The sequence below is a fragment of the Calditrichota bacterium genome (assembly GCA_013151735.1).
Taxonomy (GTDB): Bacteria; Zhuqueibacterota; JdFR-76; order JdFR-76; family BMS3Abin05; genus BMS3Abin05.
Window position 1 is genome coordinate 52,692 of record JAADHR010000179.1, and the last position, 12,483, is coordinate 65,174.

At 46.0% G+C, this 12,483-nt stretch carries 11 protein-coding genes and 1 riboswitch; all 11 genes read left to right on the plus strand.

Annotation, left to right across the window (positions count from 1 at the left end; all coding sequences use genetic code 11):
- Positions 1–154 precede the first annotated feature (154 nt).
- The 11 genes from GXO76_12480 to GXO76_12530 all read left to right on the plus strand — a co-directional run bounded on the left by GXO76_12480 (position 155) and on the right by GXO76_12530 (position 12,482).
- On the plus strand, positions 155–1,525 hold the full coding sequence (locus tag GXO76_12480; GenBank protein NOY78673.1) for a sigma-54-dependent Fis family transcriptional regulator: 1,371 nt from the start codon (positions 155–157) through the stop codon (positions 1,523–1,525).
- Positions 1,506–2,105 (plus strand): molybdenum cofactor guanylyltransferase, encoded by a 600-nt coding sequence (locus GXO76_12485; protein NOY78674.1) that lies wholly within the window; start codon positions 1,506–1,508, stop codon positions 2,103–2,105. The genes GXO76_12480 and GXO76_12485 overlap by 20 nt, the downstream gene beginning before the upstream one ends.
- 177 nt (positions 2,106–2,282) lie before the next feature.
- A riboswitch (molybdenum cofactor riboswitch) is annotated at positions 2,283–2,404 on the plus strand.
- A gap of 146 nt (positions 2,405–2,550) precedes the next feature.
- Positions 2,551–3,183, plus strand: coding sequence for a hypothetical protein (locus GXO76_12490; protein NOY78675.1), 633 nt, complete (start codon positions 2,551–2,553; stop codon positions 3,181–3,183).
- A 78-nt stretch (positions 3,184–3,261) separates the two neighbouring features.
- The gene (locus tag GXO76_12495) at positions 3,262–3,798 is read left to right on the plus strand and encodes a hypothetical protein (GenBank protein NOY78676.1); all 537 of its coding nucleotides are present in this window, start codon (positions 3,262–3,264) and stop codon (positions 3,796–3,798) included.
- Between the two features lie 235 nt (positions 3,799–4,033).
- A complete protein-coding gene (locus GXO76_12500) occupies positions 4,034–5,227 on the plus strand; it encodes a PAS domain S-box protein (protein ID NOY78677.1) in 1,194 nt (397 codons plus the stop codon).
- A gap of 223 nt (positions 5,228–5,450) precedes the next feature.
- The gene (locus GXO76_12505) at positions 5,451–6,662 is read left to right on the plus strand and encodes a hypothetical protein (GenBank protein ID NOY78678.1); all 1,212 of its coding nucleotides are present in this window, start codon (positions 5,451–5,453) and stop codon (positions 6,660–6,662) included.
- Positions 6,663–6,852: 190 nt separating this feature from the next.
- A complete protein-coding gene (locus tag GXO76_12510; protein ID NOY78679.1) occupies positions 6,853–8,340 on the plus strand; it encodes a hypothetical protein in 1,488 nt (495 codons plus the stop codon).
- Between the two features lie 329 nt (positions 8,341–8,669).
- A complete protein-coding gene (locus tag GXO76_12515; protein ID NOY78680.1) occupies positions 8,670–9,128 on the plus strand; it encodes a hypothetical protein in 459 nt (152 codons plus the stop codon).
- A gap of 21 nt (positions 9,129–9,149) precedes the next feature.
- Positions 9,150–11,510, plus strand: a complete 2,361-nt coding sequence (locus tag GXO76_12520) for a molybdopterin-dependent oxidoreductase (protein NOY78681.1) — start codon at positions 9,150–9,152, stop codon at positions 11,508–11,510.
- 113 nt (positions 11,511–11,623) lie between these two features.
- Positions 11,624–11,869: a chaperone NapD gene (locus GXO76_12525; GenBank protein NOY78682.1), complete on the plus strand. Its 246-nt coding sequence runs from the start codon at positions 11,624–11,626 to the stop codon at positions 11,867–11,869.
- Complete coding sequence (locus GXO76_12530) at positions 11,859–12,482, plus strand: 4Fe-4S dicluster domain-containing protein (protein ID NOY78683.1); 624 nt, start codon at positions 11,859–11,861, stop codon at positions 12,480–12,482. Before GXO76_12525 ends, GXO76_12530 begins: the two co-directional genes overlap by 11 nt.
- Position 12,483 lies beyond the last annotated feature (1 nt).

Here is a 12,483-nt window from a genome sequence, read left to right on the forward strand (position 1 = left end):
ACTGGGTACCGTCCCGGGGAAAATACCCGATGAATTTGTTCGGGAACCGGATTTTTGCTTTGCTTTTCAGAATTGGAATTCTTATATTTAGGTCGAATAAAGTAAATCATTTGAGAACTAAAATAGCCGAGGCGAAAATCTTTCCCGAATGCCCATGCGAATTTTATTGGTAGAAGATGAAAAACTCAAGCGCATTTCACTGACGGATGCTCTTGAGAGAAAAAATTTTGAGGTCATTCCCTGCGAAAACCCGATTGATGCGCTTGCTGTATTGGAAGAAGAAGCAGCCATAGACGTTATTGTCACGGACTTAAAAATGCCAAAAATGAATGGCATCGATTTCATTAAAAAAGTTCGTGAATTTGATAAAGAAATCCCTATTATTGTTGTAACCGCCTATGCCACGGTAGAAACGGCCGTGGATGCCATGAAATTGGGGGCCTACGATTACATCACCAAACCCTTTACAACCGATGAACTGATTCTTGTTCTGGATCGTCTCAGGGATTATCAGGAAATTGTGCGGGAGAACATTTATCTAAAAGCGAAAATACGAAGCCGTTACCGCTTTGAAAACATTATTGGCCGCTCCAAACCCATGCAGGAAATTTATCGTATTATTCAAACCATAGCCGATTCGGATGCCACGGTCCTCATTCAGGGGGAGAGCGGTACGGGAAAAGAGCTTATTGCCAATGCGATCCATTTTAACAGCAACCGGCGAAACAAACCCCTTGTTTGTGTCAGTTGTGCCGCTCTAACGGAGAGCCTTTTTGAGAGTGAGATTTTTGGCCACGAAAGAGGGGCATTCACAGGAGCAGTAAAAGAGAAAAAAGGCCGTTTCGAACTGGCCGACGGAGGAACGATCTTTCTGGATGATGTGGACGATATTCCCCTGTCGTCGCAGGTAAAACTGTTGCGAGTTCTTCAGGAAAAAGCGTTTGAGCGGGTGGGGGGTACAAAAAGCATTTCTGTGGATATTCGTGTGGTGGCCGCGACAAAGGTTAATCTTCTTGAAAAAGTCAAGCAGAATGAATTCAGGGAGGATTTGTACTACCGCCTGAATGTTGTTCCCATTTTGTTGCCGCCGCTCCGGGAGAGAAAGGAAGATATTCCCCTGTTGATTGACCACTTCATGAGCAAATATCAAACAAAATCTCCCGTACGAAAATTTTCAAATGACGCCATGAAAGTCATTCTTTCGTACGACTGGCCCGGGAATGTGCGGGAGTTGGAAAACATCGTAGAGCGCATTTGTACACTTACCACGCATGAAATCGTTGAATTGGAGGATCTCCCGGATTTTCTTCTGGTTCCTTCAAAAACAACATTTAACTGGCGGGGATTTTATGGTCATCACCCTCAACTGGATTTTGCGGAACTGATTCGATCCTATGAAAAGGAGCTGCTGATTTGGGCACTTAACAAGGCCGGTGGAAATCGCAGCAAAGCGTCTCAATTATTGCAGTTAAAGCGTACAACTCTTCAGGATAAATTGAAGAAATATGGCCTTCAGGAGAAATAACAACACTGCCATCGTACTGGCGGGCGGAAGCAGCACCCGAATGGGCCGGCCAAAGGCTTTGCTTAATTTTGGCGGAATTTCGCTGATTGAGAGAGTGGTTCATCAATTGCGCCCGGTAACCGAGGATATTCGGATTATTACAAATACGCCCGAATTGTACACATTTCTCAATTTACCCATGCACGCTGATTTTATTCCCGATAGCGGGCCCCTGGCCGGTATTTTTACCGGACTGGCGATCACACGAAGCGAACCGGTTATTGTGATGGCTTGCGATACCCCCTTTATTACAACAGAGTATTTTTTCTTTTTACTGGACCAGTGGTCAGACAAGATAAGCTGTCTGATTCCCAAAATAGGCCGTTTTTATGAGCCGTTGGCGGGACTCTATTCCCATCGAGCCATGCCGGTGATCGAAGAATTATTAAAAAGCGGAAACCGGAAAATTGAGTCCCTTTTTGACCGGGTTCCCACAAAAACGCTGAGCAAAAGAGATCTGGCTCAATTTGGGGATCTCCGTAAATTTTTCTGGAATATCAATGATCCCGAAGGGTATGAAGAGGCGCTCAAACAGTTGTGACGAAATGCCGTCACATTGTCGAAAATGCATCATTTGCGACTGCTCAAAGGGATTCCTGGGACAAAGCCTTTTGGTTTTCACCTTTTGAAGAATCAAACGGTTACGCTGTTATGAAGGTTATCTGGACATATCGGGGGATTGAATGGCATAGCTTTTGTTGTAATTGATTTCAATCACATTATTCAATATCTCCGAGTTCCCGAACCTACAGCCCAAAAGCCAGGGTTCTCGAACCGATAGGGTTCAACTGGAAACAGGTGAGCCTCCCGCGTTTGGAAAGGAGATAGCAGAGGAAAAATAGCCCCAATTTCCGAACGCGAAATTGGGGTTTTTTGTTTGAAAAATCTGTCGTAAAAATCCATAGAGAAACGCAGGAGACCGGGGAACGGATCAGAGAATATTGGATCTGCCTCCGGCAAATTAAATTTTTCCATTGGGAGGAAACGTGGCTCATAAACAATTTTTTGTTTCGCTTCAGGAAATGGTTCTAATTGCCCTTCTTGGTGCGCTTTGGGCAGCGGTGGAAATTCACGTTGGCTTTCTGCTGCACCTTGTAAAATTACCATTTGCCGGAATTTTGTTAACGTTTTTTGGCGTGATCATTCTTTTGGTGGGGCGGACCTTTGTTCCACGGACGGGAACAGCCGTTCTAACCGGCTTGATTGCTGCTTTATCTACCTTCCTTTTCCTGGGCGCGATTGTCATCTACCCGATGATCGGCATCGTTATGGAGTCCATTTTTGTGGAAATCGGATTGGCCTTTCCCTTTTCTTCCCGAATCAATTACCAGGTCTCCGGTGTTCTGGGATTGCTGTGGAGTTTTTTCCACCCATTTATTGTTCAGGGGCTTGTTGCGGGTCTGGGATTTTGGAAGATATTCTCCATTGTCGTTGAAAAAGGGGCCAAACTTTTTCATCTGGCTCCCCAACAGGCGTTTATTGTTTTATTACTCCTGTTCAGTCTTTTTGCAGCGGCCGGATTACTGGCAGGTATGGTCGGGTGGAGTTTATCCAATCGCCTGCGTCACATGGTTTCGTACCACTGGCTCAGTCAAAAATCAATAAAAGGCACGGTGTGAAAAGAAACAACAGAGCGGCTTTATTATGATTCTGGCTTTCCCGGTTTTTTTACAACATTTATCTGCCATTTGTCTGAAATGATACGTATTCTGATAACCGGTGAACAGGGTGTCGGAAAATCGACACTTACTCAAAACCTGGTTCAAAAACTGCATCTAAAGCCCTCGGGTTTTAAGACCCTTCCCATTTATGAAGGCCGCCAGAAATTGGGGTATTATCTTCAAGACCTGGAAACCGGAGAAAAGTATCTCTTTGCACACAGGCGTTTCAAAAGCGATAAGCGCTTGGGTGATTTTGGAATTCGTGAAGAGGTATTTGAGAAATTCGGAACACAAATTGTGGCGCAGGTGATGTCGAAAGAGGGCTGGATCGTCATTGATGAGGTCGGAATTATGGAATCAGATTCCAGGCCTTTTGTGGATGCCCTGAAAAAGCTGTGGAAATCGCCCCGCAATCAGATCTGGGTCATCCAAAAAAGAAGCCCAATCCTGGGAATGCTCGTCAACCTGAGAGTGCCCTATCATCTATTCGACGTCACGGTTTCCAATCGTGGAGAATTGGCAAATGAAATTCTGAAAACCATCCGGCACACTGCAAACAATGAAGAGGGTTGAGACCGGGACCAAACGGTACGCCCAATCTCGCTTTGGGATCAGAAAAATATTGACTTCTTTAATGAACATTATTAATTTAGGGGTGTATTCAGGCATCTGTTCTAAAAAAGCCGTTGTCCGCGAATTTCACGAATTGATTTTATTGAAATGAAATTAGCGCGATTTGTGTAATTTGCGGTTTTTGAAGCAAACTCACTCATTCCGAAAATAAACCTATTTCGACAGAGAGGATCCGATGAATTCATCTGCCAACCCTGCGATATTCAAGCATATTATTGAAAATCTTAGTGAAGGGATTATTTTTGTTGACACCGAGAATCGGGTTGTTTTTTGTAACCATGCTGCAGAGGTCATTCGGGGAATCCGGGAGGAAGATATCATTGGCAACTCGGTTATGGATTGTCATCCGCCCAAAGTTCGCCCCGGCGTGGAAAAAATTATCGAAAGTTTTCGATCGAACAATGCCACTGAATATCGTCGAATGGTTCCCTCAGTCAATGGGGATCGCTATTACGACAATGTCTACGCCGCAGTCCGGGATGAAAAGGGACGTTTTGTGGGGATGATTTTGGTGAGCCGGGATGTGACCGAGAAGGTCAAGATGCAGAAAAAAATGGAAGACTACATGAAGGTTCTTGAAGATCATGTTCAGGAACGAACAAAGGAATTGCAGGAGGCCTACAAGAAATTAAAGAACGCTCAAAATCAAATTATTCAGTCTGAAAAAATGGCTTCTCTCGGGCGCTTAATTGCCGGAGTGGCGCATGAAATTAATAATCCTCTGGATGGCATTCAAAACAGCATCCACAATATTATCCAAAATCCTGACGACCAGATGAAAAACATGGTCTACCTCAATCTTATTCTTGAGAATATCGGACGGATTGAAACCATTGTAAAGCAACTCCTGGGTTATGCCCGTGCGCGAAGCTACCGAATGGAAGCGGTTTCTCTGAGCGAAATTATCGAAAAAACGCTTATTTTGTTGGAATATCGACTGTCGCGTTCGGGGATCGAAGTCATTAAGCAGTATCCGGAAAAGGACATTCTCGTTTTGGGCGATGACAACCATCTGCAGCAGGTTATGATGAATGTCTTTCTGAATGCCATTGATGCCATGCCCGAGGGCGGGGAACTGCGGATCGAGGTCAAAGCAGAGAGTGAAAAATGGGCAAAAATAGCGATTGAGGATACGGGCGTTGGAATTCCAAAAGATGATTTACCGCGGATTTTTGATCCCTTTTTTACAACCAAGGAAGTGGGAAAGGGAACGGGATTGGGGCTGGCCGTCAGTCTCGGAATTATCGAAGAACATGGGGGAAAGATCATCGTGAAAAGTAAAATTGGACGAGGAACCACATTTTCTATTTTGATTCCGCCATTAACATCCAAACAAACCAAACCCATTCTCTATGCAGAGATGAAGTAAGCCCTTCGCAGTGTCCCGATTCTGGGAGGAATTTCATGTCATCCCCGACAATACCTGACGAAATTCCGTCACTTGTACAGAAATTCGTAAATTATGCCCCTTCATGCCAACTCCTGCATCTTGCCTATTTCTAATAAAATCAATAAGTTGGATATTTTACGCTTTCTTCTCAGGAATGGCACACTTCTTGAATATCAGGACAGCAAATACCTAAGGAGGAGCATTGGAATCTATCCAATCCATTGTTGCCACGATTTTAAAATACACAAAGACACTTCCTTCTGAAAATATCTCATTAATGAAATCTGTAGGTTGTATTGCAGGTGAAAACATCATTGCATCTGCCGATTTTCCGTCACGCACCCTTTCCCTGATGGATGGTTTTGCATCCCGCCACGAATGGCTGGAAAAAGCATCAAAAAAAACCCCTGTTACTTTAAAACGATCCCAAAGAAGCGTCTCAAAAAGGGTGTTTGAGAAAGATGTTGCCATTTCTGCCAGACTATTTGAACCCCTGCCCGAGGGTTTTGATGTTGTATTTGGAGAAGAAGAGGTATCCGTGTCGCATCAGACAATTACCATTGAGAAACCCTTTCAAAAATGGACGAATGTGTTGCCTGCGGGTTCAAAAATACGCAAAGGCCGGGTGTTGCTGTCAAAGGGAAGCGAAATCACTTGTTTAGATATCGGTACGGCATCGTTCCTGGAGTTAGAATCCTTGCCCGTTATTCGAAAGCCGCGGGTGGCTTTGATTTTTGTTTGCCCGTCCATTCAAAATGTCAGGGACAGAGAGACGCTTGTAAAATACCTGAAGGGAATTTCAAATACCATTGCTGCGCAGGTCATAAAATATCGCGGTCTTGTCAGACGCTATAAAATATTATCTGATTTTTCCGGGGCCGATCGTGTCACAATCTCGCGTGCTTTGAAAAATGATTTGATCATTTTTATTGGCGAATGCTCAAAAAGGTACCAGGATATTTTGATTGGCGTATTGGAGAAGAAAAATGTTCAATTTCATTTACACACCCAGAATGTGTACCCGGGATTATTCTTCTCATTCGGAACATTTGAAGACCGATTGATTTTCTTGCTCCCCAACGATCCCATTGGCGCCATTCTGAATTTTGAGGAATTTGTCCGGCCCGCGCTTTTTAAAATGAGAGGCAAAAAACAAATCACTCACGATGTGATCAATGCACGATTGGACAAGACCATTAATAAGTCTGAAAACCGGATATCACTTGTTCAGGCCTCGGTTCACTTGAGAAATGGTGTTTTTTATGCCGTCCCTGTTGAAGAAAATCCATTTTCCAACCCGGAAAACCGGCGCAAGGTCAACGGCATTATTGTCCTTCCGCAAAATGTAAGGCAGCTTCCAAGGGGAAGCGTCACGCGTGTGCAAATACTCCGACAACCGGACTGGAATGATTAGCCGTGATCTGCGATCGCTGGTGGCCAATTGGGACGGACTCAAAGAAAACGGGGTGTTTCTAAATGGGTTAGAAAAAGCCTAATCGAATTAAAAAAGGAGGTGATACGTCTTTCTGTTTTTGGATGTGGGTTTCACTTTTTAAAAAGGATACGTTTTTGAATTCAAATTCGGGAAAAGGAGGAAGAAACCTATGAAAAAGTATGTGATTGCGTTGTTTGTTGGTTTATTGACAGTTACACTGGTTTCGCCGTCGTTTGCGCAAAATGGAAAAAAGATCAAGGTTAATGGCCTGTACACGGCCTGGGGATTATCTCAGCAAAAATTTTTCTTTGGCAAGAATAATGGCAATGACGATTATTTTGTCCAGATGCTGCGATTCAAAATTCAGGCGGCCGCCAATGACAATGTAAAGGCCGTCACGCGTTTTGATATTGCTCAGGGATGGTGGGGTGTGGATAATGCCCTGAGAAGTGCTAACCGGCCATATGGTGCTTATGGTGGCAGCAGCCTGTTTGATTTCAAAGATACAAATTATCTCTTCCACGTAGATCAGGCCTACATGGAATTTAAGGTGCCTGTGGCGCCAATCGTCATGCGCGTTGGACGGCAGCAATATCGGCTTGGAAATAAACTGGTTCTGGATAACAACCTGGATGGGATTCAGGCCGATGTAAAATTGAGTGATGTGCGGAAGATCACAGTAGGTTGGGCAAAGGTGTCTGAAGGAATTGACGGCTTGAGCGATAACGGTGTGGGGGCCGGCAAAAGTGCCTTTGGCGATACGGATGGGAGAGACGCTGATGTCGTGTTTGCCAATTACACCTGTACGGCGTTTAGCTTTGCTAAAATTAATGCATTTGGATTGTATTACCGGGATGCCGGTGATGGAGACGGCAAAACCTACGTTCCGGACGATCTCCAGTATTTCCGGGCACGTTTTACCCCGAATATTAGCTCTCTGGCCATTATTGGACTGGCCCCGAATTTCAAATTTGGGAAACTGGCTGTTGATGGAGAGTTCGATTATCTGACAGGAAAAGACAATGTTAAAAATACTACCTTCGGGCCCAAACAACGGCATGATATCAACAATGGAGATATTTCGGGTTTCAACCTTTACCTCAAACCTACCTTTGCCGCTACACCAAAAGTAAAATTGGGCGGCGTGTTCGGACTGGGTTCCGGTGATAAAGATGTTACAAGCGGAAAGGGAAATGTAAACAAGCTGCGAACATCCGGTTTCTTCTATGTAACGGAAATCTGGGAAGATTCCATTATGCCTGATGAAGAGGGCATTACACCTCAGGGGCTGGGTGCTCCCAATACACGCGGCTATCGAGAATTGGAAAACACCACTCTGGTACAAGCCAATGTAACGCTCAAACCAACACCTAAAGTGAGTCTCTTCGGTTCATACACATTCATTAAAGCCACACAACCGATTCATGCCTGGACGGTCGATGCCAATGGGAAAACAAGCATTTTGGCCGATAATTCCACTGCACTGGGAACCGAAGCCGATTTTAAAATTGATATGAAAATTTACCCGAAACTGATCTGGACGGTTCGCGGAGGTATTTTTATGCCCGGTGACGCCGCTGGCTATTTAATCAACGGAACGAACAAATGGAATGACAAACCTATTGAGTTAAAGACAACCCTTACGGTAAAATTTTAGGATAGCACACTCTTGTGTGGACGAGGAAAATGTGTATTCTTTTTCGGTTCTATTGGCTTTTTTGTGGAAAAGACAATCTTTTTGGAAATAGAACCCGGTCTTTTAAACCCACCCCCTGACTCCCCCTCCCTGATCTCCTCCCTGATCTCAGGGAAGGGGCCGGAGGGAGGGTCAGAAATGGAATGCTTTTCATGTTTCAAGAAAAAAGATCCACAAAAATTCCAGTAGAGCCTCTTTTTCTACAAGAAGTGAAAAGGGATGCACATTTCCTCTTATTAAAAATGCAGGATCGAGGATTATTTCCATTTAAAACCTAAGGAGGACCAGCCATGCCAAAAAAGTCTTTATGGATGCTTCCGGTTTTCATTGGACTGGTCGGGTTGTTGATTTTTCTTTTTTCGAATCGGAACGGCGGTTGGGTAAACGCTTCACCCAAAGCCCGCGTTCTTGTTCAAGCGGATCAACACCCCGGCTGGCCGGAAAATAGAGCGGAGCTGGAAAGCAAAACCTGCCGGGGGTGTCATATGACGACCACTCCCGACGTGTACAAAGAATGGGCAAACGGCAGACATGGAATTGCAAATGTACGCTGCACCGTTTGCCACGGTTCATTTGTAGATTTTAAGAGTGTCCCTTCGGTGGAAACGTGCCGGAGCTGCCATGCCAAAGAATACGATCAAATGGTTCTCCCGGAAGGGAAAACAAAAATGACCTGCTGGCAGTGTCATCCGGCGCATTATGAATCGGTTCATCGGATTGATAAAACCAAACCTTCACCCTTTCATTAAATAAAGGAGGTGAGTGTAGTTATGACAATGAAAAGACGTGATTTTGTGAAGACCACGGCAGCCGCAGCCGTTGCATCGGCTCTGGGTGTCAGCCTGAAAATCCCTTCAGCCGGAGCGGAAATTCCGCCGGGCGAAAAGGATGTGGATAAGTGGGTGAAGGGAACCTGTCGATTTTGCGGCGTCGGATGCCGCATGTATCTGGGTGTAAAAAATGGGAAACCGGTGGCGGTAAAAGGGGTTGAGGATTCCAAAACAAACTTTGGGTTTCTCTGTATGAAGGGATTTTTACAGTATAAAATCTACAACCATCCGGACCGGTTGAAATATCCCCTGCTGCGCCAGAAGAACGGTGAATTCAAGCGGATTTCCTGGGACAAAGCCATGGACATTATGGCGAAAAAATTTGCCCATTCCATTAAAAAATATGGGAAGGATTCCGTTGCCTATTACGGATCGGGTCAGGCGTTGACCGAAGAAACCTATCTCATTCAGAAGATTTTTCGGGCTGGAATTGGCAACAGTAACGTAGAAGGAAATCCCCGGCTTTGTATGGCCAGTGCGGTAGGCGGGTATGTGACGACCTTTGGAAAAGATGAACCCTCCGGATCCTATTCCGACATCGAGCATGCCACCTGCTTTTTTCTGATTGGAACCAATCAGGCAGAGGCGCACCCCGTTCTTTTCCGGCGGGTTATGAACCGAAAACTCTCCAATCCGGACGGCATCAAGGTGATTGTGGCGGATCCCCGTGTCACCCCAACATCCAGAATTGCAGACCTGCACATGAAATTCCTGCCGGGAACCGATCTGGCTGTTATGCATGCCATGGCCAATGTTATCGTGAATGAAGGACTGTACAACAAAAATTTTGTGGATCATTTTGTTGACTTCAAAACGATGAAAAACGGTAAGCCGGCCAGCATGACATTTGAAGAATACAAGACATTCCTGAATGATTTTACTCCGGAAAAGGCTGAAAAAATCTCCAAATGCCCGGCGGATCAAATTCGTCAGGCCGCGCGATGGTTTGCCACATCCAGTGCTACCATGTCCATGTGGACGATGGGACTCAATCAACGTATTCGCGGGGTTTGGGCCAACAATCTGGTGCATAACCTGCATCTGCTTACCGGCCAAATCGGAAAGCCGGGTGCGGATTCTTTTTCGCTTACCGGACAACCCAATGCCTGCGGTGGCGTGCGCGAAGCCGGTGGGCTGTGCCACATTCTTCCGGGCCATCGATTGGTGGCTAAAAAGGCACACCGGGAACAAATTGCAAAATTGTGGACGATCCCGGTGGAACGATTGCCCAAAAAACCGGGCTATCATACCGTCGCCATGTTTAAAGCCCTGACGGAAGGAAAGATTAAGGTTATGCTGATTCACACCACCAATCCGGCACAATCCTTACCGGATTTAACTCCGGTGATAAAGGGTTTTAAGCGAAAAGATAATTTTATTATCGTAACGGATATTTTCCCGACCCGAACCACACAACTGGCGGATCTGGTACTACCAGCTGCTTTTCTGTTCGAAAAATCGGGCGTTTACGGATGCACCGAACATCGTTCTCAACTGACACAAAAGGCCCTTGATCCACCCGGGGAAGCACGGGAAGAAATCCAGGTCTTTCGTGAATTTGCCCTTCGCCTGGGCAAAGAAATGAAGGATCCGATCTACAAACATATCGTAAAGGGATTGCACACGTCGGAAGATATCTGGAATGATTATCGCCGGTGCACCAAGGGAACGGATGTAGACCTCTGGGGCGCCACTTACGAACGGCTCAAAAAAGCGCCGGATGGCCTGCAATGGCCCGTGCCCACGGTAACCTCTCCCGGAACACCCAAGCGATATGTTAAAGGAATTGATCCGCTGGCCAAAGGCAAGGCCTGGATTCAGTTTTACGGACATCCGGATGGACGCGCCTTTGTGTGGGCCAGGCCTTACAAGGGTCCGGCCGAACCGCCCGATGCAAGCTACCCGTTTTATTTGACGACCGTACGCGTAATTGAACAGTGGCACACGATGACGATGACGGGGCGGGTTCCGGAACTTCTCCGCGGATTTCCGTATGCCTATGTGGAAATTAATCCGAAAGACGCGAAACGCCTGGGAATCAAACATGGCGATATGATTGAAATCAAAAGCCGCCGCGGAAAAGTGGAGGTTCCGGCAAAAATAGTGGAAGGCCCGCGCGAGGGACTCATAGCCGTTCCGTGGCATGACCAGAATTTCAATCGAATGATTAATTTTGTGACCATTGAAGCGGTTGATCCGGGATCAAAAGAGCCTGAATATAAAATCTGTGCGGTTAAGATCAGAAAAATATCCGGTCCCAAACGCCTTAAACCCACCACGGTGGAGATGAAGCTGGTTTAGTGACGTAAGGGAAAATGACGGGCACCGATTTCTGTCTCTTCATCTGAAATCGGTGCCTTCAATTAAAGCGGAGGAGCTTGTTTATGCCGATTACCGGGGTTGCAATACAAACAATGCCTGATAAAACGAGCTTTGTTTACGATGTACTGAATGAAATGAAAGCGGTCAGCCTCTACGGAGATGATAAAAAAGGGAACATTATCGCCGTTCTGGAGACCGAAAATAAAAAGGCCCTGGAGGAATTAAACCAACAGATAGAGGCCATAGACGGGGTCATAAAAGTGATGGGCGTTTATCATTACTTTGAGGACGATATTCCGTCCCCGAAGCAAAAAGAAAATGCAAAAAATGAATTCTGAAGAAAACGGGTCGAAATCGCTTGATCGAAGGACGGTTCTGAAATCATTCTTGACTTTTGGAGCCGGGATGGGGTTATCCGTTTTACGGCCCGAGAACCTGTTTTCTTCGGTGTTATGGTCTCCAATCGGGCGAAATCATCTGAGGCCCCCCGGGGCGCTTCCGGAGGCCGACTTTGTGGCAGCCTGCATTCGGTGCGGACGATGTGCCGAAGTGTGCCCCTATTATTCCATTGAACCGATTCGTTTGTCGGGCGGCCTGCAGGCAGGTACACCGCTGATTGATGTGGAGCACATTGCCTGTTACCTGTGCATGGAATGCGTAAAGGTTTGTCCCACCGGCGCGCTCCAAAACGTTCCTGCAGAAAAGGCAGGGATGGGGTTGGCACATATCGACCAGAAACGGTGCTGGGCCTACAATGGAAAAGCAATTTGTCGGGCCTGTTACGATGCCTGTCCTTTCAAAAATGTGGCGATTCAGCTGATTCGCCTAAAACCAATTATTATCGAAGATAAATGTGTGGGCTGTGGGCTTTGCGTGGCTGCCTGTCCCGTCCAGATTCCGCGTGCAGTAAATGTGGATCCGTTGGAGGATCACCTGAAACGGAGTGGCTAAA

Excerpts from the sequence above, each read along its gene's own strand:
- GXO76_12520 (NOY78681.1), top strand. The coding sequence starts at position 9,150 with ATGACAATGAAAAGACGTGATTTTGTGAAGACCACGGCAGCCGCAGCC.
- GXO76_12515 (NOY78680.1), top strand. The coding sequence starts at position 8,670 with ATGCCAAAAAAGTCTTTATGGATGCTTCCGGTTTTCATTGGACTGGTC.
- GXO76_12480 (NOY78673.1), top strand. The coding sequence starts at position 155 with ATGCGAATTTTATTGGTAGAAGATGAAAAACTCAAGCGCATTTCACTG.
- GXO76_12525 (NOY78682.1), top strand. The coding sequence starts at position 11,624 with ATGCCTGATAAAACGAGCTTTGTTTACGATGTACTGAATGAAATGAAA.
- GXO76_12510 (NOY78679.1), top strand. The coding sequence starts at position 6,853 with ATGAAAAAGTATGTGATTGCGTTGTTTGTTGGTTTATTGACAGTTACA.
- GXO76_12485 (NOY78674.1), top strand. The coding sequence starts at position 1,506 with ATGGCCTTCAGGAGAAATAACAACACTGCCATCGTACTGGCGGGCGGA.
- GXO76_12530 (NOY78683.1), top strand. The coding sequence starts at position 11,859 with ATGAATTCTGAAGAAAACGGGTCGAAATCGCTTGATCGAAGGACGGTT.
- GXO76_12495 (NOY78676.1), top strand. The coding sequence starts at position 3,262 with ATGATACGTATTCTGATAACCGGTGAACAGGGTGTCGGAAAATCGACA.
- GXO76_12500 (NOY78677.1), top strand. The coding sequence starts at position 4,034 with ATGAATTCATCTGCCAACCCTGCGATATTCAAGCATATTATTGAAAAT.